At 70.5% G+C, this 21,980-nt stretch carries 20 protein-coding genes and 3 pseudogenes; 12 read left to right on the top strand and 11 right to left on the bottom strand.

Features of this window, described 5'->3' with window-relative positions; translation table 11 throughout:
- Window positions 1–205 precede the first annotated feature (205 nt).
- Window positions 206–555 (top strand): annotated as a pseudogene (locus tag ABFO07_RS24390) (phage protein NinX family protein).
- 60 nt (window positions 556–615) lie between these two features.
- Here ABFO07_RS24390 and ABFO07_RS24385 read toward each other — a convergent pair.
- Window positions 616–1,494, bottom strand: coding sequence for a LysR family transcriptional regulator (locus tag ABFO07_RS24385; protein ID WP_059808356.1), 879 nt, complete (start codon window positions 1,492–1,494; stop codon window positions 616–618).
- Between the two features lie 100 nt (window positions 1,495–1,594).
- Between ABFO07_RS24385 and ABFO07_RS24380 the strand changes: the two genes are divergently transcribed.
- The gene (locus ABFO07_RS24380) at window positions 1,595–3,178 is read left to right on the top strand and encodes an MFS transporter (protein WP_059884233.1); all 1,584 of its coding nucleotides are present in this window, start codon (window positions 1,595–1,597) and stop codon (window positions 3,176–3,178) included.
- Window positions 3,179–3,687: 509 nt separating this feature from the next.
- On the opposite strand, the pseudogene ABFO07_RS24375 reads toward ABFO07_RS24380, so the two are convergent.
- From ABFO07_RS24375 to ABFO07_RS24365, 3 genes and pseudogenes are all read right to left on the bottom strand, one after another.
- Window positions 3,688–4,749 (bottom strand): annotated as a pseudogene (locus tag ABFO07_RS24375) (LysR family transcriptional regulator); the annotation flags it as partial.
- A gap of 36 nt (window positions 4,750–4,785) precedes the next feature.
- A pseudogene (locus tag ABFO07_RS24370) lies at window positions 4,786–4,953 on the bottom strand (NCS1 family nucleobase:cation symporter-1); the annotation flags it as partial.
- A gap of 354 nt (window positions 4,954–5,307) precedes the next feature.
- Window positions 5,308–5,505: a hypothetical protein gene (locus tag ABFO07_RS24365; RefSeq protein WP_185642572.1), complete on the bottom strand. Its 198-nt coding sequence runs from the start codon at window positions 5,503–5,505 to the stop codon at window positions 5,308–5,310.
- A gap of 258 nt (window positions 5,506–5,763) precedes the next feature.
- Between ABFO07_RS24365 and ABFO07_RS24360 the strand changes: the two genes are divergently transcribed.
- Both ABFO07_RS24360 and ABFO07_RS24355 read left to right on the top strand, forming a co-directional pair.
- A complete protein-coding gene (locus tag ABFO07_RS24360; RefSeq protein WP_059884485.1) occupies window positions 5,764–6,168 on the top strand; it encodes a BON domain-containing protein in 405 nt (134 codons plus the stop codon).
- Window positions 6,169–6,312: 144 nt separating this feature from the next.
- The gene (locus tag ABFO07_RS24355; RefSeq protein WP_347468713.1) at window positions 6,313–6,924 is read left to right on the top strand and encodes a DUF4142 domain-containing protein; all 612 of its coding nucleotides are present in this window, start codon (window positions 6,313–6,315) and stop codon (window positions 6,922–6,924) included.
- Window positions 6,925–7,536: 612 nt separating this feature from the next.
- Here ABFO07_RS24355 and ABFO07_RS24350 read toward each other — a convergent pair.
- The 3 genes from ABFO07_RS24350 to ABFO07_RS24340 all read right to left on the bottom strand — a co-directional run bounded on the left by ABFO07_RS24350 (window position 7,537) and on the right by ABFO07_RS24340 (window position 8,749).
- Entirely contained in the window at window positions 7,537–8,034 is a 498-nt protein-coding gene (locus tag ABFO07_RS24350; RefSeq protein ID WP_347468712.1) for a PRC-barrel domain-containing protein, read from the bottom strand.
- Between the two features lie 76 nt (window positions 8,035–8,110).
- Complete coding sequence (locus ABFO07_RS24345; protein ID WP_059563590.1) at window positions 8,111–8,542, bottom strand: CBS domain-containing protein; 432 nt, start codon at window positions 8,540–8,542, stop codon at window positions 8,111–8,113.
- 51 nt (window positions 8,543–8,593) lie between these two features.
- The gene (locus ABFO07_RS24340) at window positions 8,594–8,749 is read right to left on the bottom strand and encodes a hypothetical protein (RefSeq protein WP_196482759.1); all 156 of its coding nucleotides are present in this window, start codon (window positions 8,747–8,749) and stop codon (window positions 8,594–8,596) included.
- Window positions 8,750–9,100: 351 nt separating this feature from the next.
- On the opposite strand from ABFO07_RS24340, the gene ABFO07_RS24335 reads away from it, so the two are divergent.
- From ABFO07_RS24335 to ABFO07_RS24320, 4 genes are all read left to right on the top strand, one after another.
- On the top strand, window positions 9,101–9,340 hold the full coding sequence (locus ABFO07_RS24335) for a hypothetical protein (RefSeq protein ID WP_059808339.1): 240 nt from the start codon (window positions 9,101–9,103) through the stop codon (window positions 9,338–9,340).
- Between the two features lie 2 nt (window positions 9,341–9,342).
- The gene (locus tag ABFO07_RS24330; protein ID WP_347468711.1) at window positions 9,343–9,654 is read left to right on the top strand and encodes a hypothetical protein; all 312 of its coding nucleotides are present in this window, start codon (window positions 9,343–9,345) and stop codon (window positions 9,652–9,654) included.
- Between the two features lie 225 nt (window positions 9,655–9,879).
- Window positions 9,880–11,331 (top strand): RNA polymerase factor sigma-54, encoded by a 1,452-nt coding sequence (rpoN, locus tag ABFO07_RS24325; protein WP_347468710.1) that lies wholly within the window; start codon window positions 9,880–9,882, stop codon window positions 11,329–11,331.
- Between the two features lie 199 nt (window positions 11,332–11,530).
- Window positions 11,531–11,863, top strand: a complete 333-nt coding sequence (locus tag ABFO07_RS24320; RefSeq protein ID WP_059884225.1) for a hypothetical protein — start codon at window positions 11,531–11,533, stop codon at window positions 11,861–11,863.
- Window positions 11,864–11,921: 58 nt separating this feature from the next.
- Here the strand turns inward: ABFO07_RS24320 and mmsB are convergent, their stop codons facing one another.
- From mmsB to ABFO07_RS24305, 3 genes are all read right to left on the bottom strand, one after another.
- On the bottom strand, window positions 11,922–12,818 hold the full coding sequence (gene mmsB / locus ABFO07_RS24315; RefSeq protein WP_059808330.1) for a 3-hydroxyisobutyrate dehydrogenase: 897 nt from the start codon (window positions 12,816–12,818) through the stop codon (window positions 11,922–11,924).
- A gap of 65 nt (window positions 12,819–12,883) precedes the next feature.
- The gene (locus ABFO07_RS24310; protein WP_347468709.1) at window positions 12,884–14,410 is read right to left on the bottom strand and encodes a CoA-acylating methylmalonate-semialdehyde dehydrogenase; all 1,527 of its coding nucleotides are present in this window, start codon (window positions 14,408–14,410) and stop codon (window positions 12,884–12,886) included.
- Between the two features lie 98 nt (window positions 14,411–14,508).
- Window positions 14,509–15,828 (bottom strand): MFS transporter, encoded by a 1,320-nt coding sequence (locus tag ABFO07_RS24305; RefSeq protein ID WP_059910552.1) that lies wholly within the window; start codon window positions 15,826–15,828, stop codon window positions 14,509–14,511.
- A gap of 156 nt (window positions 15,829–15,984) precedes the next feature.
- Here ABFO07_RS24305 and ABFO07_RS24300 point away from each other — a divergent pair, with 156 nt between their 5' ends.
- From ABFO07_RS24300 to ABFO07_RS24285, 4 genes are all read left to right on the top strand, one after another.
- Window positions 15,985–16,944, top strand: a complete 960-nt coding sequence (locus ABFO07_RS24300) for a LysR family transcriptional regulator (protein ID WP_059563599.1) — start codon at window positions 15,985–15,987, stop codon at window positions 16,942–16,944.
- Between the two features lie 86 nt (window positions 16,945–17,030).
- A complete protein-coding gene (locus ABFO07_RS24295; RefSeq protein ID WP_059891050.1) occupies window positions 17,031–17,642 on the top strand; it encodes a J domain-containing protein in 612 nt (203 codons plus the stop codon).
- Window positions 17,643–17,730: 88 nt separating this feature from the next.
- Window positions 17,731–18,144 carry a hypothetical protein gene (locus tag ABFO07_RS24290; RefSeq protein WP_330997175.1) on the top strand — a complete coding sequence of 138 codons (414 nt, stop codon included), beginning with the start codon at window positions 17,731–17,733 and terminating at the stop codon, window positions 18,142–18,144.
- 417 nt (window positions 18,145–18,561) lie between these two features.
- Entirely contained in the window at window positions 18,562–20,814 is a 2,253-nt protein-coding gene (locus tag ABFO07_RS24285; RefSeq protein ID WP_060013661.1) for a putative bifunctional diguanylate cyclase/phosphodiesterase, read from the top strand.
- A gap of 39 nt (window positions 20,815–20,853) precedes the next feature.
- Here the strand turns inward: ABFO07_RS24285 and ABFO07_RS24280 are convergent, their stop codons facing one another.
- Window positions 20,854–21,972 (bottom strand): diguanylate cyclase, encoded by a 1,119-nt coding sequence (locus ABFO07_RS24280; RefSeq protein WP_059563603.1) that lies wholly within the window; start codon window positions 21,970–21,972, stop codon window positions 20,854–20,856.
- Between the last annotated feature and the right edge of the window lie 8 nt (window positions 21,973–21,980).

Genomic DNA, 21,980 nt, shown 5'->3' with positions numbered 1-21,980 from the left:
CCCGTGGTCGTCCGCCGGACGGGCCCGCCCCGGTCCGGCGCGTATTCTGGTTCCGGCCATTGTACGCAGGAATCGGCGATTCGTAACATGGATGCAGGGGTGCGCGCGGCGGGCCGTTTCACCCGTGGAAACCCGGTTCGCCGGCGGCCGGCGAGCCGGGCGAGCGGGCGCTGCGATGGGGTTTTCGACGGCGCAGGAGGGCGCGATGCAAGTCCAGGATTTGAGCGGCGCGCCGTTGGACTATTGGGTGGCGGTGGCCGAAGGGCTCGGCGCGCCGCGCGTCGCCGATGGCATATGCCGGGCGATCTGCGGCGCGGGCGGCGTGCCGGTGCCGTTTGCGCCGTCGTCGTCGTGGGCGGACGGCGGCCCGCTCGTCGAACGCCTGCCGGGCGCGGCGCATGGCGGGCGGTGCTGCACCGCGCGGTGCCGTCGGCGGGCGAGCGCTGCACGTTCAACCAGTCGGGCCCGACGCTGCTGGTCGCGGCGATGCGCACGCGCGTCGCCGCGGCGTTCGGCGACGACGTGCCGGATCTCGACCTGACGAAAGCGCCGTGAGCGTGCATGAGCATTGGCGCGCGACCGGCGCGCCGTGGATCGCGGAATCGGTTCCGCCCGTCACTCAACCCGCGACACGGCCCGCAGGAACGCGCGCACCGCGGGCGCCTTCTCGAAGCGCCGGCACGCGAGCGCGAGTTCGGACGTGATCGGCTTGCCCGCGAGCGGCCGGTAGGCGACGCCCGGCAGCGACACGCACTGCGCGAGCACGTCGGGGATCACGGCCACGCAGCCGTTCACCGACACGCAGGCCAGCACCGCGAGCAGCCCGCCCGGCCGCGCGGCGACCACCGGCGCGAAACGGCCGCGCCGCGCGACTTCGAGCGTGCCGAGTTCCTGCTCGGGCACCGCGAAGCGGGCGCCGGCGAGCTCGGCGGCCTTCACGGTCTCCCGCGCGGCCAGCGGCGAGTCGGCCGGGACGGCCGCGATGAACACGTCGCGCTGCAGCGTGACGGTGCGCAGCTCGCCGGGCAGCGGCAGCGGCGGCCGGACATACGCGATGTCGAGCCGGCCCGCGTCGATCTGCTTCGCGACGTCGTCCATCGGCACCTCGCGCAGGTTGAGCTCGATGCGCGGATGGGCGGCGCGAAACGCGCCGACCGTGCGCTGCAGCGCGCCCGAATAGACGGCCGACGACACGTAGCCGACCTCGATCCGGCCCAGCTCGCCGCGCTCGGCCAGCGCGGCGAGCTCGCGGCCGCGCTGCAGGTGCTCGAACGCGGCGCTCGCCTCGACGAGATACGCCTCGCCTGCGGCGCTCAGCGTGACCGCGCGCCGCGACCGGTGAAACAGCCGCACGCCGAGCAACCGCTCGGCTTCCTGGATCTGCCGCGTGAGCGCGGGCGGCGCCATGTCGAGTTCGTCGGCCGCGCGGGCGAAGTGGAGATGGCGCGCGACGCTGAGAAACGCGCGCACGTGGCGGAATTCGAGCCGGTCCATGATTGCAAAAATCGTCAATAAAACAGCGTGGAGGGTTCAATGACAGGCAATACCGGGCAAGCCTAGCATAGGGCTCGTTCATCCTGTTCCGGAGTTGCAGATGTCCCAGCCTTCCCCGGCGCCGCATGCGGGAGACCCCGCCGCCGCGCCGTCCACCGGCGCCCGCATGCCGGCCGTCGCGACGCTCGTCGTCGCCTCCGCCACCTGTTCGCTGATCGTGCTCGACACCAACGTCGTGGCCGTGTCGCTGCCGAGCATCGCGCGCAGCTTCCATGCGAGCTTCGCCGACATCGAATGGGTCGTCAGCGCGTACATGACCGCGTTCGCCGCGTGCCTGCTGCCGGCCGGCGGGCTGGCCGACCGCTTCGGCCGCAAGCGGATGCTGGCGGCGGGCCTCGCGATTTTCTTCGTCGCGTCGCTCGGTTGCGGGCTCGCGCCGTCGGCCGGCTGGCTGATCGCCGCGCGCGCGGTGAAGGGCGGCGGCGCGGCGCTGCTGCTCACGGCCGCGCTCGCGGTGATCGCGAACCGCTTTCCGGAAGGGCGCGCGCGCACCCGCGCGTGGGCGATCTGGGGGATGTGCATGGGCGTCGCGACCGCGATCGCGCCGCTCGTCGGCGGTGCGATCACGCAGTGGATCGGCTGGCGCTGGGTGTTCCTGCTCAACCTGCCGGTGTGCGTGCTGCTCGGCGTGGGCGCGCGCGTCGCGATCGACGAATCGCGCGATCCGCACGCGAAGCGCGTCGACGCCGTCGGCAGCCTGCTGTTCGGCGCGGCGCTCGCCTGCGGCATCGCCGCGCTGATCGGCGCGCCGTCGCACGGCTGGCTGTCGGCGGCGACGCTCGGCCGTTTCGCGCTCGCCGCCGCGCTGTTCGCGGGCTTCGTCGGCGCGGAGCGCTGGCAGGCGCGGCCGATGATCGACCTCGCGCTGTTCCGCGCGCCGCGCTTCGTCGGCGCGGTGCTCGCGATGTTCGGCTACGCGGCGTGCGCGCAGGTGATGATGACGTTCCTGCCGCTCTATCTGCAGAACGCGTTCGGCATGTCGGCGATCGACGCGGGGCTCGGCATGCTGCCGTTCGCGTTCGCGATGATCGTCGGGCCGTCGTTCGGCGCGATGCTGGCGGCGCGCGTGTCGCCGGGCGGCGTGCTGGCGGGCGGGCTTGCGCTGATCGGCGCCGGCAACCTGCTGACCGCGGCGCTGACGGCGAGCGGCGACTACCGGCTGGTCGCGCTCGGGATGTTCGTGACGGGCTGCGGCGCCGGCATCATGAACGGCGACACGCAGAAGGCGATCATGGCGTGCGTGCCGCCGCACCGCACCGGCATGGCGTCCGGGATCAGCACGACGACGCGGTTTTCCGCGATCGTGACGGCGGTGGGCGTGCTCGGCGCTGTCCTGGCCGCGCGCACGCACGCGCAGCTCGACCACCTGCTCGCGGCGACGCCGGGTTTGCGCGCGAGCGTCGATGCGCCGTTCATGTCGAGCCTGCTGGCCGGCGATCTCGCGCGGGCGCTCGCCCGCGTGCCGCCGCATGCGGCGCGCGTGCTCGGCGACGCCGCGCCGGCGGCGTTCGCGAGCGGGTTCGCGGATGCGCTGCTCGTGAGCGGGGGGCTGGCGCTCGTCGGGGCGCTCGTCGTGAAGACGTTGCTTGCGCAACCACGGCCGAGCGGCGTATCGGCGACGTGAAGCGGAAGCAGGCGGCGCGTGGTGAACGAACCGGGCAGGCCGTCGTCGGCAGGTCAATGCGGCTTCGTCGCGCCGCGATGCGCCCGCGCGGAATGCGCGACGGCGGCCGGCCGAGGCTGCCCGCAGCGCGCCTCGTGCCGTCGGCCGCTGCCGCGCGCCGGTTCGGGCAATCCCGCGGCGGGCGACCCCGCGGCGGGCGATCCTGCGGCGGACGACCCCGCGGCGGGCGATCCCGCGGCAGGCGATCCTGCGGCAGGCGATCCCGCGGTGGGCGATCCTGCGGCGGACGACCCCGCAGCGGGCGATCCCGTGGCAGGCGATCCTGCGGCAGGCGATCCTGCGGCAGGCGATCCCGCGGTGGGCGATCCTGCGGCGGACGACCCCGCGGCGGACGACCCCGCAGCGGGCGATCCCGTGGCAGGCGATCCCGCGGCAGGCGATCCCGCGGCAGGCGATCCCGCGGCAGGCGATCCCGCGGCGGGCGATCCCGCGGCGGGCGATCCCGCGACGGGCGACTCCGCGGCGGGCGATCCTGCGGCAGGCGATCCCGCAGCAGGCGTCGCCGCCTTTACCGCCGCACCGCCCGGACGCGCGGCGTCCGCGTCGAGCCAGCCGCGCGTCGCCTCGGCAATCAGCCCGCGCAGCCAGCGCACGCCATCGACGCACGGCCCGGCTTCGTTCCACGTCATCCGGTAGACGATGTCGGGCGGCTCCACCGGCAGCGCGACCACGCCGAGCGGCAGCAGCTTCACGTAGTGCCGCGCGAGCCGGACGGTGGTCGTCAGGATCAGGTCCGAGCGCACCAGCGCGTGCGCGGCGAGCTCGAAGTGCGGCAGCGTGACGGCGATCCGGCGCTGCAGGCCGACGCGTTCGAGCTGCCGGTCGATCGCGCCGGACGCCTCGAGCCATGACGGCGTCGGGCATAGCTGCGGCGCCTGCGCGTATTCGGCGGCGGTGATCCTGCCGCGCTTCGCGACCGGGTGCGTCGCGCACATCAGGCAGACCACGCGATCGTCGAACAGGTCGTCCTGGCGGAATCGCGACGTGCGCGCGGCGCGGTTGTCGATCACGATGTCGAGTTCGCCGTCGGCGAGCGCGCGTTCGGTGTCGAAGCCGTCCCCGAGCGGATGGAATTCGAGCGTCGCGTGCGGCGCGCGTGCGCGGAACAGCGCGACGAGCTTCGGCACGAACAGCACGTTCAGGTAGTCGGGGCAGCCGATCCGGTAGGCGCGCACCGACGTGCGCGCGTCGAAGGTCGGCTGCTGGATGCGGATGAAGTCGATCACGCGCAGCGCATTGCGCAGCGGGTCGATCAGCCGCGCGCCGAACTCGGTCGGCACCATCCCGTAGCGGCTGCGCACCAGCAGCGGATCGCCGAGCAGCGTGCGCAGCCGCTTCAGCGCGGCGCTCGTCGCCGGCTGCGACATGTTGAGCCGCACCGCCGCGCGCGACACGGTTCGCTCGGTCAGCAGCACCAGCAGGATCCGCATCAGGCGCGCATCGAGCACGTCCAGCACGTCGGCGGCGTCGTGCGGGTGTCCGGCGTCGCCTGCGTCGGGCGGGGCGGGCATGGCGGGCAGGCTTTCGGGCGAGGGTTATCCGAGCGTGCCCGCCAGCACGAAGCTAACCGTCGCGAACACGAGGATGTTGACCGGCAGGCCCCGGAAGTTGCCGACGCGCACCGTCCTCGCGCTCGGCGACGGGCGCGCGAAGTCGCAGAAGTTCAGCGCCAGCGTGCCGTAGATCGCGAGCCACAGCGCGCCGCCCGCGAACACCTGCAGCCGCGGGCTGAGCGCGGGGTCGCGCGCGGCGGCGTCGCCCCGATGCACTGCGTCGTCCGCCGCGAGCCCGAGGCCCGCGCGGTGAGTGGCTTCCAGTTGCACGCCGATGTCTCCTTCCATGTAGGGGCGCGGGCATGCCGCTTCTGTGCGCAGCTTCGGCCCGGGCGCCGTGGACGTTATGTGTCGGATTCCTTCGCGAGTATGTGTGGCGTCCGTGGCAATGGGAAATTAAATATTCGGGTGAGCGTCATTCGGGAAATGAATGGGGCGAGATCGTCGCGCGGGCGTGGTGCGGAACCTGCTGATCGGGGGGCGAAGTTCCTTCGACACGGGAGGTGTCATGCAACGTCAATCACTACGCAACGTATGGCGTGCGCTCGCCGTCGGCCTTCTGGTGGCCGGCGTCGCGGCAGGCACGGGATGCTCGAAGCGGAGCGACAGCGACTCGGGCTCGAGCGCATCGAGCGGCAGCATGGCGCCTTCGCCGTCCACCGTGCCGGGCACCGCGCCGGCCAGCAGCGCGGCGGGCGCGACGAGCGGCGGCATGGGGGCGCCGGGGGCCGCATCCGCGCCGGGCGCGAGCGGCGGCTAGCCGGTCAGTTCGACACGACACCGGGCGTCATCCGTCGCCCGGTGTCGTGTCGCGTGCGCAAAAATTTCAAAGGTCGTGCAGAAATCGAGCGCCGGCGCGGGCCGTCGACGGGCGCCGGGGCGTGTGCGATCAGGCGGCCAGTCGTCGCGGCACGCAGCTTGCGACCTCGTGGCCGTAACCGGCGAACGCCGGATCGACGAATGGAGGTCACGATGAGCGCGAGTCAGTGGCGGGCAGGGCGCCCGGGGCTGAAACGCCGCGCGGCGATGCGACCGGGCGCGGCGATTGCCGTCGCGGCCGTCGCGTTCCTCGTGGTCGTGCCCGGCGCGTCGGCCGCGGGCGACACGGGCGACGCGACCGACGCGGACGCATCTTCGCTGGTGGCGATGATCGGCACGGAGATTCACGACGCGACGATCACGACCAAGGCGAAGGCGGCAATGTTCGGCAGGGAGGATCTGTCGTCCGGCGACATCCACGTGACGACGCGGCACGGCGACGTGCTGCTGACCGGCAGTGTGCCCGACGAGCAGCAGCACATCGCGGCCGTCAGGATCGTGAAGCAGATCGACGGCGTGCAGCACGTGCGCGACGAACTCTCGATCCGCGCGAAGTGATCGCGGCGGACAGCGGTGCGCGCACCGCGCACTGCGCAATGTGGTCGGCCTGCTGCTGCACATGCGCCGATCGCGGATATGGCGCGCCGGCGTCGGCGTCGAAGGCGTCGGGCCGGCTGTCGCCGAAGCGTCAGGAGGTATCCGATGAGAACCGGCATCTGGACGTGCGCGGCGATCGCCGCCGCGCTGGGTGTGGCAGCGACCACGCCTGCACAAACGCCTGACGTGCCGCCCGCGTCGAACACGCGTGCGCCGCGCGGCGTGATCGAGCCGCCGGCCGTGCCCGACGACACGCAGATGTCCAAGCGTCCGCAAGGCATCGACGCGGAGTTCGTCGACAAGGCGGGGCTCGCCGGCAAGAGCGAGATGCAGGCGAGCCAGCTCGCGCTGGAGAAGGCGTCGTCGCCCGACGTGCGCGCGTTCGCGAAGCGGATGGTCGACGATCACGGCAAGGTGAGCGCGCGGCTGCGCGGGCTCGGCGTACGCAAGGGCCTGCCGGTGCAGACCGTGCAGATCGTCGATCCGGACGTCGAGGCGCTGCGCCGCCGTGCCGGCCGCGATTTCGACGTGGCGTACCTGGCCGTGGCCGGACCCGAAGCGCATCGCAAGGCGATCCGGGTGTTCGAGGACGAGGCGCGCAACGGCCACGACGCCGATCTGCGCGCCTTCGCGAACGACACGCTGCCGCTTCTCAGGCAGCACCTCGCGGCGGCGCAGGCGCTGGCGCGCAAGCTCGGTGCGCCAGGCGCGCCGTGATGTGCGCGCCGATGTGCCGATGTGTCGATGTGTCGATGTGCTGATGTGCTGATGTGCTGATGTGCCGATGTGCCGATGCGCCGATGCGCCGATGTGTCGATGTGTCGATGTGTCGATGTGTCGATGTGTCGATGTGTCGATGTGCCGGTGCGCCGATGTGCCGATGTGCCGATGTGCCGATGTGTCGATGCGCTGATGCGCTGATGCGCCGATGTGTCGATGTGTCGATGTGTCGATGTGCTGATGTGTCGATGTGCCGATCTGCCGATCTGCCGATGTGCCGATGTACCGATGTGCCGATGTGCCGATGTGCCGATGTGCCGATGTGCCGATGTGCCGATGTGCCGATGTGCCGATGTGCCGATGCGTCGATGTGCCGATGTACCGATGTACCGATGTACCGATGTGTCGATGCGCCGATGTGCCGATGTGCCGATGTGCCGATGCGTCGATGTGCCGATGTACCGATGTGTCGATGCGCCGAAGTGCCGAAGTGCCGAAGTGCCGAAGTGCCGATGCGCTGATGCGCTGATGCGCCTACGGGCCGACGCACCGACGCACCGGCGCACCGGCGCACCGGCGCACCGGCGCACCGACGACCCAACCCGCTGCTCACTCGCGCTCCGTGCCGCGCTCCGGGCCGTCCGGCGACGCCTCGTGCGGCGGCGCATCCATCTCCGAGTCGTAGTCGTCGTCCATGTTCCAGTCGGGCGCGCTGTCATCCGCGTGCGGCGGCAGGGCGGCCCACTGCGCATCGGCCGTCTCCGGCCAATGATCCTGGTCGAATCCCGGCGCATCGCGGATCCGCGCGGCCGGCACCGCCAGGCGCAGGCACCGTTGCCGCGTGTCGAGCGTGAACGCGCTCCACGGAATCGCGAGCAGCTTGTCGCCGATGCCGAGCGTGCCGCCGCTCGCCAGCACCGCATACGCGATGCGGCCCGAATGCACGTCGAGCATGATGTCCTTGATCCGGCCGACGTCGTCGCCGTCGGCTGCATAGACCCGGTCGCCCGTCAGCGTGCCGGCGGCCATCACGTCGGGGCCGGGGCCGCGCGCGGTGTCGCGCTCCTTGCGGATGATGCGGGTGCGGTCGGGGGCGGGTGTCTGCATGATCGTGCTCCTGATGGGGCGCGCACGCGGCCTGCACGGGGCGGCGTGCGCGCGGATGAGGGGCGGCCCGGCGCGTTTACTTCGGCTTCGGTTGCGACACGCGTTCGAGCGTGTTCGCGACTTCCTCGCGCGATGCGCCGTCTGCGCGCGTCGCGATATCGGCGAGCGTCAGCATGCCCACCAGCCGCCGGTCGTGATCGATCACCGGCATGCGGCGCAGCTGCGCGGCGGCCATGTATGCCTGGATTTCGTCGAGCGCATCGTCGTCGAAGCAGAATTCGAGCGGCCCCGATGCGACTTCGCGCACCCGCGTTTCGGGCGGCTTGCCGGTGGAGATCGCACGCACCGCGAGATCGCGGTCCGTCACCATGCCCACCAGCCGGTTGTGGTCGCACACCGGCAACGCGCCGATGTCGTAGCGCGCCATCAACTGCGCGGCATGGCGGATCGTGTCGGTCGGCGCCACGCGCACGACGTCCCGCGACATGATTTCGTCGACGCGATGCATGAGCGTCTCCTTGCAGTTCGGATGAAGTGAGCCGGCGCGCGCCGGCCGCGGCTACAGTCCGCCGTGCGGAATGCCGAGCGCGGTCAGCAGGCCGAGCACCAGCGCGCATTCGACCGCCGCCAGCGCGGTCACTTCGAGCGCGCCTTCCACTTCGCGCCATCGCGCGGGCTTGCGATTCGTCGCGGGCTTGGGATTCGTCTGAGACATTTTCTTCTCCTGCAGAGTCGGTGCATGGTCGGCCCCGGGCATGCCCGATGTGCCATGCGGCATGCCCTCGTCTCCGCAATGTGTATTCCCGAGCCTGCGTGTGCATGCGGTTTGGCGTTTGGCCGGAGTGCCGGAGCCTCGGAGCGCCGGTACGCCGGTACGCCGGTACGCCGATACGCCGATACGCCGATACGCCGGAGCCCCGGAGCCCCGGAGCCCCGGTGCAGCACGCGATCGCACAGCGAAACGCAGCATGCAAAATATGCCGCGGCCGGTGTAGCAATTGCACACCGGCCGAGCGGCACGCCGATTGCGAACCGGCGGCATGCGTAACGACATGAGGGGGCCCAGATGGAACAGGTGCTTGCGAGGTGGTTGCACCGGCCCGAGCCGACGATGCCCGATATCGATTCGGACGACCCCGATCCGCTCGACGACGACCTGCCGCCCGATCCGACCCGGCCGTACCGGTATCCGGAAGGCGATCGGCCCGGCCACCCGCCGCCGCGGCGCGAACCGCCCGGCGGCAAGCCGCCGGTGCATGCGGCGCGCGCGCCGCGTGCCGGCGCGATGACGTGCCGAGGCGGCTGACGATGAGCATCCGCGTGGTGCCGGGCCTGCGGCGCGAGATTGCCGAGACGCTCGGCCGCTACTTCGAGGCGCGCGGGGTGCCGTTTCATGTCGAGGAGCGGCCCGCCGGCGTGCTGCATGTCGGCTTTCGGGCCGACGGCCATCCGGCCGCGGTTACCGTGACGTTCGACGAGGACGCGTTCGCCGCGTTCGCGCACTGGGATATCGCGCAGCAGCGGCGCGCGCTGGCGCGACTCGAGACGGAATTCGCCGGGATGATGGCGCGGCGCAGCTCGACCGCCTGCGCGGGGGATTTCCATATCAACCGGTTCTGACCGGGCGCCCGCGCCGGCCGCGGGCCACCGCGCGCACGGCGCGTGCCGCGTAGCGCCGGTTGCGCGGGTCAGACTTGCCGCGCGGTTGTAAAAAGGACAGGGTCCGATGCGCCGCGCGGCGTGCGAACCCGCACCGCCCGTCGTTGTGCCGCACGGCGCGCGGATGGCGTGGAAGTTGCGTGCGAGTGGTGGGCCCGTATCACCGACCACCGAGGAGGTCCGCCGATGTCCATCACGCTGACGCTCCAGATGCGGCAGCATCTGGCACTCACGCCGAGGCTTCAGCAATCGCTGCGCCTGTTGCAGCTGTCGTCGCTCGAATTCCAGCAGGAACTGCGGCAGGCGCTCGATACCAATCCGTTTCTCGAGGATGGCCGTGCCGCCGACGAGGAAGCCGGCGTCGCGCCCCAGGCCGACGCCGAGGCCGATCGCGCCGAGCAGGCGCCCGGCGACATATCCGATGACATGCCCGACGAAGCACCGCCGTCGGACGGCGAACCCGCCTACACGGCCGAGCCGTCGGCGCGGGGCCCCGGCCGCCAGGACGACGACGGGCCGGGCACCGGCCCCGGCGAATGGACCGCGGCCGAGCCCTCGCTGCATGCGCAACTGCACGATGCGCTGCGGCTCCATCCGCTGAACCGGCGCGACCACGCGGCTGCGCATCTGCTGATCGACGCGCTCGACGACGACGGCTACCTGCGGCAGTCGCTGCCGGATCTCGTGCTCGCCGCCGACCCGGCGCTGCTGCTGAGCGAACGGGATCTCGCCGTCGCGCTGCGCCTCGTGCAGTCGCTCGACCGGCCCGGGATCGCCGCGCGTTCGCTGTCCGAGTGCCTGCTGCTGCAGCTCGACGCGATGCCGGCCGACACGCCGGCGCTCGACAGCGCGAAGGCGATCGCGCGCGAGCATCTCGAACGGCTCGCGCGGCGCGAGACGGCCGAGCTGCAGCGCCGGCTCGGCTGCGACGTGCACACGCTGCATGCCGCGTGCGCGCTCGTGCGCGGGCTCGACCCGCGCCCCGGCAATCACTACGGCAGTACACGCGGCGATTACGTCGTGCCGGACGTGATCGTGCGCCAGGTGCGCGACGAATGGGTCGTGACGACCAATCCGGCGGTGCTGCCGCGCGCCCGGCTGCACCAGCGCTATGCGGAACTGTTCGCGCGCTCGAGCGGCGAGCGCGATTCGCCGCTCGGCCGGCAGCTTCAGGAGGCGCGCTGGCTGATCCGCAACGCGCACAAGCGTTTCGATACGATCCAGCGCGTCGGTGCGTGCATCGTCGCGCGCCAGCGGGATTTCTTCCGCTACGGCGAGATCGCGCTGAAGCCGCTCGTGCTGCGCGACATCGCGGAGGAACTCGACCTGCACGAATCGACCGTGTCGCGCGCGACCGGCAACAAGTACATGGCGACGCCGTTCGGCACGTTCGAGTTCAAGCACTTCTTCCCGCGCCGGCTCGAAGCGGCCGGCCAGGGTTCCAGCTCGGCGGCCGCCGCGAAGGTGCTGATCCGCGACATGATCGCCGCGGAGCGGCCCGCCGATCCGCTGACGGACGTTGCGCTCACGCAGCGCCTCGCCGGCCGCGGCATCCTGCTCGCGCGCCGCACCGTGACCAAATACCGGCAGGCGATGAAGATTCCGCCCGCCGAGCTGCGGCGGCGCGCGCCGGCGTGACGGGAGCAGGGGGGCGCTTCCTTCATGCGTTTTCCGCATTTTCGGGGCCGGTTCGCGTCATCGCGACCGGCGCAGGCCCCGTCGTTTAATCAGGCGAAACAGTCTGTTCACAATACGTGACATGATCTTCGTCGAATAGCCGGGCATAATGTCGGAAATATTGTCAAATGCCGTCGATTCGACGCATATCTGCTGCCCCATGTCAAATCCCGTTTCTTTCCGATCCTTGCGCTGGCTGCCGGTCGTGGCCGTCGCATGGCTGCTCGCGGCCTGCTCGACCACGTCCGACGTCGCGTCGACGTCGAAGCCGAACGTCTACACCGTGTCGACCCGCACGGTCGGCATGTCGACCACCTGGGCGACCGCTCACGAGAAAGCCGTCGACGAAGCGACGAACTACTGCTCGCAGCGCGGCATGCGCGCGAGCATGAAGCGTGAATCGCTGTCCGCGGGCCGCGGCGTGAGCGCCAGCTCCGAGCTCGCATTCGAGTGCCATCCGACCTTAGAGACCACCGCCGACTCGCGCGGCTGAGCATTGCCGCCGGCGGCGCCGTATCAGGCGCCGCCGGCGCGTTCCGTCCCGCGCAGCGTCATGCGCCGGCCGTCTGCCCCTCGTACAGCTTCACGCACGCGGAGAAATCCAGCCCGCCCAGCCCCTGCTGGCTCATCGACTGATAGAGCTGCTGCGCGAGCGCGCCCATCCACACCGGCTGGCGCGCCTGCCGCGCGGCTTCGGTGGCGAGCCCGAGATCCTTCAGCATCAGGTTCGCGGCAAAGCCGCCCGTGTAGCCCCGCGCGGCGGGGGCCGCGGGCAGCACGCCCGGATACGGGTTGCAGCTGTCCGAGCTCCAGCAGCGGCCGGTCGACGTGTTGATGATGCCGGCCAGCACCCCGGGCTCGATGCCGAGCGCCGCGCCGAGCGCCATCGCTTCCGACACGCCCATCATCGAAATGCCGAGCAGCAGGTTGTTGCAGATCTTCGCGATCTGGCCCGTGCCGGTGCCGCCGCAGTGCACGACGTTCTTCCCCATGTCGAGCAGCACCGGGCGGATGCGCTCGAACAGCGCCGCATCCGCGCCGACCATGAAGGTCAGCGTGCCGGCCTGCGCGCCGGCGGTGCCGCCGGACACCGGCGCGTCGGCGAGCGGGTGGCCGCGCCGCGCGGCCGCATCGGCCACCGCGCGCACCGTGCCGGGATCGATCGTGCTGCAGTCGATCAGCGTCGCGCCGGCGCGTGCGCCCGCGAGCACGCCGTCGTCGTCGAGGTAGACGCCGCGCACGTGCTGCGCGGCCGGCAGCATCGTGATCACGACCGACGCGCGGGCCGCCGCGTCGCGCGGCGAGGCGGCGGCCGTCGCGCCCGCGCGCACGGCGGCCTCGACGGCGTGCGCGTCGAGGTCGAACACCGCCAGCGCGTGGCCGGCCTTGAGCAGGTTGGCGGCCATGGGGCCGCCCATGTTGCCGAGCCCGATGAATGCGATTTCCATGATCTGGTTCCTGGTGTCGACCGGAGTTGGCGCTTTAGCGGTTACTCCGGTCCTATGCATAGCCTTCAACGCAACGCGATCGTCGTATTGACGCCGCTGGCCGTCGTATCGTCGTCGAACCAGCGCGCGGTGACGGTTTTCGTCTGCGTGTAGAACTGCACGACCTGCTTGCCGTACGGGCCGAGATCGCCGAGCTTCGAGCCGCGCGAGCCGGTGAAGCTGAAGTAGGGCACCGGCACCGGGATCGGAATGTTGATGCCGACCTGACCGACGTCGATCTCGCTCTGGAACTTGCGCGCGGCCGCGCCGCTCTGCGTGAACAGGCCCACGCCGTTGCCCATCGGGTTGCGGTTGACGAGCGCGATCGCGTCGTCGAGCGTGTCGGCTTCGAGCACGACCACCACCGGCCCGAAGATTTCCTCGGTGTAGATCGACATGTCGGTCGAGACGCCGGAGAAGATCGTCGGGCCGACGAAGTTGCCGTTCTCGTAGCCGGGCACCTTCACGTCGCGGCCGTCGAGCACGAGCGTCGCGCCGGCCTTCACGCCTTCGTCGATCAGCCCCGCGATGCGCGCATGCGCGGCCTTCGACACAACCGGGCCGACGTCGGTGCCCGGCTCGTGGCCCGCGTTGACCTTCAATTGCTTCGCCTTCGCGACGAGGTCCGGCAGCCAGTCGCGCGCGGCGCCGACCAGCACGACGACCGACGTCGCCATGCAGCGCTGCCCGGCCGCGCCGAAGCCCGCGCCGACCAGCGCGTTGATCGTCTGCTCGCGATGCGCGTCGGGCAGCACCACCGCGTGGTTCTTCGCGCCCATCATCGACTGCACGCGCTTGCCGTGCTCGCTGCCGAGGTTGTAGACGTGCGTGCCGACGCGCGTCGAGCCGACGAACGAAATCGCCTTCACGTCCGGATGCGTGCACAGCCGGTCGACCACGACCTTGCCGCCGTGCACGACGTTCAGCACGCCCTTCGGCACGCCGGCCTCGATCGCGAGCTCGACGAGCTGCATCGTCGACAGCGGGTCCTGCTCGGACGGCTTCAGCACGAACGTGTTGCCGCACACGATCGCCATCGGGAACATCCACAGCGGGATCATGCCGGGGAAGTTGAACGGCGTGATGCCCGCGCACACGCCGATCGGCTGGCGCAGCGTGTAGGTATCGACGCCGCCCGCGACGTTCTCCGCGAACTCGCCGAGCTGCAGCGTGCCGATCGAGCACGCATGCTCGACCACTTCGAGGCCGCGGAAGATGTCGCCCTGCGCGTCGGGCAGCGTCTTGCCCTGTTCGGCCGTCAGCGTCTTCGCGATCCGTTCCAGGTTCTGGCGCACCAGGTCCTGGAACTTCAGCATGATGCGCATGCGCGCGCCGATCGGCGTCGTCTTCCAGGTCTGGAATGCACGCTGCGCGGACGCGATCGCGGCATCGACCTCGTCGACGCTCGCATACGGCACGCGGCCGATCACTTCCTGCGTCGCGGGGTTGACGATGTCGCCCCATTCGGCGCTTTGCGATTCGACGAACTGGCCGTCGATCAGCAGCCGGGCGGTGGGCAGGGCGAGGGTGGACTGGGGTACGGCAGCGTTCATGAACAATCTCCGAGACGAAACGTCGATCAAAGGCGAAAGCGGGGCCCGCGCTCGGCGCGAATGCGCGCCGGGCGGGGCGGGGAAAAACGGCAAGCGCGTCAGCCGCGCGGGTTGCGCATCAGCATCGTGCAGACCAGCGCGAACACGCCGAGCCCGACGAGGTACGCGATCACGTAGTGCGGCTGGCCGCCGCCGGCCTTGAGCAGCGACGTCGCGATCATCGGCGCGAAGCCGCCGCCGAGCACGCCGGCGAGCTGCACCGACAGCGAGATGCCGCTGTAGCGGATTTCCGCGGGGAACTGCTTCGCGAACAGCAGCGATTCCGGCGCATACAGGATCGGGAACACGACGCCGAGGCCGAGCACGATCGCCCACCACGCGAGCGCCGTCTGCTGCGTGCCGAGCAGCATGAAGAACGGCGCGACGAACGCGCACATCAGCACGAGGCCGAACGCGAACATGCGGCGCTGGCCGATGCGGTCGCTCAGGTGGCCGCACAGCGGCATCGTCACGAGCGACAGCACCGCGCCGGCCGTGATCGCATGCAGCATGTCGGCCTTCGGCAGCTTCAGCTGCTGGGTCGCATACGCGAGCGCGAAGGTGACGACCATGTAGAACCAGGTGTTCTCGGCGGCGCGCGCGCCGACGATCGTCAGCACCTCGCGCGGATGCCGGCGGATCGCCGCGATCACCGGCGATTTCTCGGCCTTGCCCTGGTGCTTCATCTTCTCGAAGTCCGGCGATTCCGGCACCTTCGCGCGGATGAACCAGCCGAGGCCGACGAGCGCGATGCTCGCGAGGAACGGGATGCGCCAGCCCCACGACAGCATGTCGGCCTCGGGCAGCGCCGCCACCGCGGCCATCGCGACCGACGACAGGATCAGGCCGAGGCCGACGCCCGTCTGCGGCAGGCTGCCGAACAGCCCCTTGCGGCCGTCCGGCGCATGCTCGACCGCCATCAGCACCGCGCCGCCCCATTCGCCGCCGACCGCCATCCCCTGCAGGAAGCGCATCGCGATCAGCAGCGCGGCGGCCCAGTAGCCGATGCTGTCGTACGACGGGATCAGGCCGATGATCATGCTCGGCACGCCCATCAGCAGCAGCGTGATCATCAGCATCGACTTGCGGCCGAGGCGGTCGCCGAAGTGGCCGAACACGATGCCGCCCATCGGCCGGCCGATGAAGCCGACCGCGAACGTGCCGAACGCGGCGAGCGTGCCGACGACGGGGTCGAGCGACGGGAAGAAGATGCGGTTGAACACGAGTGCGGCGGCGGTGCCGTACAGGAAGAAGTCGTACCACTCGATCGTCGTGCCGGCCATGCTGGCCCAGCCGGCCAGCAGGTAGTCCTTCGCGGTGCGGGCGGGCGCCGGGGCCGCCATCGCCGCATGTTCGTCAAGGGTGGATCGGGTCTGCATGGTGTCTCCTGAGTGTGCCGCGGCTCGTAGTCCGCAGGTCGTGGTCGAGTATAGTTATGCGCAGATTCATGGAGTACCGATAAAGAAACCGGTTGGATATGCAAATTTGCATATCGACGGCCGGCCCGGAGACCTTCCCACCCTGCCTTCCCGACGATGCGACACCTTCCCGAGCCGGTTTCCGGCAACCTGAACTGGGACGACCTGCGGTTCTTCCTCGAAGTCGCGCGCACGCAGCGTGCGAGCGGCGCCGCGAAGCGGCTCGGCGTCGACTACACGACCGTCGCCCGGCGCATCCGCGCGCTGGAGGAGGCGATGGGCACGCTGCTGTTCGACAAGTCGCGCTCGGGCGGCTTCACGTTGACCGCGGAAGGGCAGCGGCTGGTCGCCTACGCGGACGCGATGGAGACGACGGTGCAGTCGGCGTGCGACCAGGTCGCGAATACGGGGCATGCATTGTCCGGGCACGTGCGGATCGGGTCGACGGAAGGCTTCGGGTGTTTCTTCCTGGCGCCGCAGCTTGCGCAGTTCCGCGCCGCGCACCCGCATGTGACGGTGGACCTGCTGCCGGTGCCGCACTTCGTGAGCCTGCCCAAGCGCGAGGCCGACCTTGCGATCACGCTCGAGCGGCCCGAACGCGGGCCTTACGTGTGCACCAGGTTGTGCGATTACCAGTTGCGGCTGTATGCGACGCAGGCGTATCTGGCGAACCATGCGCCGATTGCGGGCGTCGGCGACCTTGCCGCGCACACGTTCATCAGCTACGTCGACGATCTGGCGTTCAGCAGCGAACTGCTGTACCTGGAGCGCGCGGTGCCCGGCGCGACGGCCGGGCTGCGGACGACGAGCGTGATCGCACAGTATTTCGCGGCGCTGCAGGGCGGCGGGCTCGCGATCCTGCCGTGCTTCATCGCCGCGCAGCAGCCGGCGCTCGTGCCGGTGCTGCCCGACGAGGTGGCCGTCACGCGGTGCTTCTGGCTGACCTGCCGGGAGGACTTGCGCAAGCTGCGGCGGGTGACGGCGCTGTGGGATTACCTGCGGGCGGCGGCGGACGCGAATCGGGCGTTGCTGGCGGGGGAGTCGGGGGAAATGCGGTTCGTCGGGGCGGCGGGTTAGGCTGGGTTGGGCGTCACTGCCCGAGCCACGCCGGTGCTGCATTGGCGTGCTAGGATCGACGCGATCCGACTCTCACCCGGTCTGCAATGACGACCCTGTACGAATTGCTTGGTGTGCCGGAGGATGCCACCGACGCCGAAATCAAGCGCGGCTACCGGCGCGCCGCGATGAAGGCGCATCCCGACCGCAACGTCGGGTGCGACGCCGCGCATGTGCGGTTCCAGGAGATCAACGAGGCTTACGCGATTCTCTCGGACCCCGCGCAACGCCGCGTGTACGACACCGTCTATGCCGAGGAGATGCGCCGCCACGCGCACCTGCACGAAGAAGAGGCGCGCAGGCAGGCCGAGCGCGACGCGCAATACGCGGAACGCGTGGCACTGGCGATGCGCTTCGCCGAGCAGGGGCACAACCGCGACGTCGTGTTCGGCGTGTTGCTCGGCCGCGATTGCGAAGCGCCGATCGCCGAACAGATTGCGAACAGCGTGGCCGCGCTGCATGCGTCGCGTCGGCAGGACGCCTCCCGGGGCGCGGCGCGCGACGAGCCGGCGAAACCGGCGGCATCGACCGAGGACGCACGCGAGCCGGAACCGGCGCCGGCGAACGCGCCGAAGGATGACCCCCGCCGCAGCGACGAACACGCGCACACGGACTTTTTCAGCGCGCTGTGGCACAGCGTGTTCGGGCTGCGTCAGTAGGCGTCGATGGGAGTCCGGCCCCATCTGCCATGCGCCGTGCCCGTCATGTCATATCTACCGAATTCCGCCTCAAGGATGTAACCAAACGTTGACGGCCGCGCGCGCCGCGAAACGTGTGCTTACAAGTCGCGGCGCGGTTGCCCGTCCATCGTGGGTACAGTGGTTCATGTTGTACCCAAAATGGGAGGCATCCATGCACGCAAATTCCATTATTTCCCGCGCCGCATTGGCGGCGGCAATCGCAGGCGGCGCATGGCTGACCGCCGGCACCGCGATTGCGCAGGAAGGCCCGGCCCGCGATCCGTACGGCTACGCGCAGCCGGTTCCGGTGGCCGACGTCGACATCACGATCGGCATGCATGGCGACCGCTATTGGGATGGCCGCCGATACTGGCGTCACGAAGAGTGGATGCGTCGTCACGAGCACGAGCACGATCCGTGGCGGCATGACGACGACCGGCGATTGCGGCCGCGTGACGACGAGCCGCGTCATGGATACTGATTCGAATCCGAACCGAAGGCTCGAGCCCGGCATGCGTGCCGGGCGGAGCCGTTGATTGCATCGGCGGCCGGCCGGGCGCCGCACGGCGCGGCAAAAGCCGCTCGCCGCATCGAAAACTTCACAAATCGACGATGGGCTTACCGCGTTGCTCCTTCGCAGTGCGCAACGATCCTGCCGATTGGTTTGACGCCGCGCGGCGCACATTCCCCGCCTCATCCCCGTCCCGTGCAACTCCCTATGCAATTCAGCATGCTGCGGACATCCGATTGGTGTTAAATGTACTGCGGCACGACGCCCGCACGGCGTCCGTCCGGCTGCGCCGAATCTCGGCGTAAACCCGGATCAAGAAAGCGGCGCGATTACACGATAACGAATCAGGCGCCCCAGGCGCGATCGAACACGGACGGGCGGTTTCACTTGGATACCTCACCGCAAAGCCCTCGCTACAGCCTTGGCCTCGCAGCCGAAGTGCTCGCATCCGAGCAGAGCGTGCTGCGCCTGATCACGCGCAACACGCCGCTGCCCGAACTGCTCGCGGAAGTGTGCCGGCGCGCCGAGGCGCTGCTCGGCGCGGGCGCGTCGTGCACGATCCTGCTGCTCGACGACGACGGCGTGCACATCCGCGTCGGCGCCGCGCCGTCGCTGCCGGCTCATTACAGCGCGGCGATCGACGGCGCGACGATCGGCCCCGTCGCCGGGTCGTGCGGCACCGCGATGTACGAGCGCCGCATGGTCGCGGTCGAGGACATCGCCACCGATCCGCTGTGGGAGGTCTACAAAGGCCTCGCGCTGCCGCTCGGCCTGCGCGCGTGCTGGTCGGTGCCGTTCCAGGACGAAGCGGGCGCGGTGCTCGGCGCGTTCGCGGTCTACCATCGCACGCCGCGCCGGCCGACCGACGAGGAAACGGCGCTGCTGCGCGACATCAGCAACAGCGTCGGGCTCGCGGTGCACCAGGATCGCATCGCGCGGCAGCTCGCGCGCAGCGAGGAGCATCACCGGCTCGTCGTCAACAGCCTGAACGAAGGCATCCTCGTCGTCGCGCGCGACGGCACCATCACCGCGAGCAACCCGAGCGCGAGCCGGATGCTGCGTGCGCAGGGCAGCCTCGTCGGCTGCCGGCTGTCGACCGTGATTTGGCGGGAGTTCCACGAGGACGGCACGCCGATCGCGCCGGACGACTGGCCGAGCCGGCGCGCGCTCGCGACCGGCGTGCCGTGGCTCGGCTATACGGTCGGCCTCGGCCTCGCCGACGGCGACGTGACGTGGGTGCGCGGCAATGCGGTGCCGATCGTCCGGCCGGGCGAGACGCAGGCCGATTCGGTGCTGGTGTCGTTCAACGACGTGGGCCCCGTGCGCGAGGCGCAGCAGCAGCTGCGCTACCTCGCCACGCGCGATGCGCTGACGGGCCTCTACAACCGCCGCTGGCTCGCGGACCGGATGCGCGAGCTGTTCGACGCGCGCGACGCGTCTACCGGCGCCGCGCGCGTCGCGATCCTGTTCATCGATCTCGACGGCTTCAAGAAGGTCAACGACACGGCCGGCCACGACGCGGGCGACGCGCTGCTGCGCAGCGTGGCCGAGCGGCTCGCGGCCTGCGTCGGCGAACGGCACGCGCTGACGCGCGTCGGCGGCGACGAGTTCGTGATCCTGGTCGACGACTACGACGCGCCGGACGATCTCGCGGCGCTCGCGCGGCGGGTGACCGATGCGATCGCGCGGCCGTTCGCGGTCGCGGACAACGAGTATTACCTCGGCGTGTCGATCGGCATCAGCCTCGCGCCGCGCGACGGCGACGATGCGGCGACGCTGATGCGCAACGCCGATTCCGCGATGTACGACGCGAAGCAGCGCGGGCGCAACTGTTTCACGTTCTTCACCGCGAAATTGAACCTGCGGCTGCAGCGCCGCTTCGCGATCGAGCAGTCGCTGCGCCGCGCGCTCGCGTCCAATGCGCTGCGGCTCGCGTACCAGCCCGTCGTCGACGGCCGCGACGGGCGCACGGTCGGCGCCGAGGCGTTGCTGCGCTGGACGAGCCCCGAGCTCGGGCCGCTGTCGCCGGCGGAATTCATCCCGGTCGCGGAAGACACGGGGCTCATCGTCGCGATCGGCCAGTGGGTGCTCGAAACCGCGTGCCGGCAGGCGGCCGAATGGCGCCGCACGATCGCGCCCGACCTGATGATGGCCGTCAACCTGTCGCCGCGGCAGTTCCACGAGGGGCTCGTCGAATCGGTCGGCCGCTGCCTCGAGCAGGCGGGGCTCGACCCGTCCGCGCTGGAGCTCGAGATCACCGAAGGCCTGCTGATGGTCGACACCGACACCGTGCTGCCGATGCTCAGGGCGCTCACGGCGATGAACGTGCGGATCTCGGTCGACGATTTCGGCACCGGCTATTCGTCGCTGTCCTACCTGAAGCGCTTTCCGCTGCACAACCTGAAGGTGGACCGCTCGTTCGTGTCGGGCGTGCCGGAGCACCGCGACGCGGTCGCGATCACGCAGGCCGTGGTCGCGATGGCGCATTCGCTCGGGATGACGGTCACGGCCGAAGGCGTCGAGACCGAGGCGCAGTCGTCGTTCCTGCGGCAGATCGGCTGCGACCAGCAGCAGGGCTACCTGTTCAGCCGTCCGCTGGAGCCGGCCGACTACGCGCGCCGGCTCGCCGCCGTGTCCTGACCCGCGCGGCGCACGCGCGGGCAGCGCGCAAGCCGCGCATCAGGCCGGCTGGCTGCCTGCCTGTTCCGCGCGCGCGGCCGCACCGATCACCACGCGGTTCTTGCCGTCGCGCTTCGCGCGGTACAGCGCGCGGTCCGCGGCCTCGATCAGCGACGTCATCGGCGTGTCGGCCGACGGCACGACGCCCGCGCCGCCGATGCTGATCGTCACGTAGCGGCCCGTCGACGAATGCGCGTGCTCCAGCTTCAGCGCCTCGATCGCGAGGCGCATCTTCTCGGCCAGCAGGCGCACGCCGCCCGGCGACGTGCCCGGCAGCACCACCGCGAATTCCTCGCCGCCGAAGCGCGCCGCGAGATCGCCGGGCCGGCCGAGACAGCGCTCGACGGTCGACGCGACCTGCTTGAGCACGTCGTCGCCCGACACGTGGCCGTACGTGTCGTTGTACAGCTTGAAGTTGTCGACGTCGATCATCAGCAGCGACAGCTCGGTGCGCTCGCGCGCGCCGCGCCGCCATTCGGCGCCCAGGTATTCGTCGAGATAGCGGCGGTTCGACAGCCCCGTGAGGCCGTCCGAGTGCGTGAGGCGCCGCAGCTCGAGGTTCGCTTCCAGCAGGTGCTGCTGCGACTGGCGCAGCGCGCGGTAGGCCTCGTCGCGCTGCAGCAGGTTCACGTACGAGCGCGAGTGGTAGCGGATCCGCGCGACCAGCTCGATGCGGTCCGGCAGCTTCACGAGGTAGTCGTTCGCGCCGGCGGCGAACGCGGCGCTCTTGATCATCGGTTCCTCTTTCGTCGACAGCACGATGATCGGCACGTCGCGGGTCGCCGGGTTCGCGCGGTACGCCTTCACGAGGCTCAGCCCGTCGATGCCGGGCATCACGAGATCCTGCAGGATCACGGTCGGCCGCGTCTCGATCGCCGCGGTCATCGCGTCGTCCGAGCGCGTGCAGTAATGGAAGTCGATGCGCTCTTCGTCGGCGAGCGCGCGCCGTATCGCCTCGGCGACGATCGTCTGGTCGTCGACGAGCAGCACCATCACCGGCACGTCGGTGGCCGGCGGGTTCTGCAGCGTCTTGCGCGCGGCCTCGAGCGCCGCGTCCGCGCCGTCCGCGGCGGGCATGTCGCCGTCGTCGCCGCAGCTTCGCGTGGTGTCACTAGTCATGTCGTCGA

Source organism: Burkholderia stagnalis, from assembly GCF_039848545.1.
In the GTDB taxonomy this organism is placed as follows: domain Bacteria; phylum Pseudomonadota; class Gammaproteobacteria; order Burkholderiales; family Burkholderiaceae; genus Burkholderia; species Burkholderia stagnalis.
Note: the sequence above shows the minus strand (reverse complement) of the source record. Positions and strands in the feature narration are given on the sequence as shown.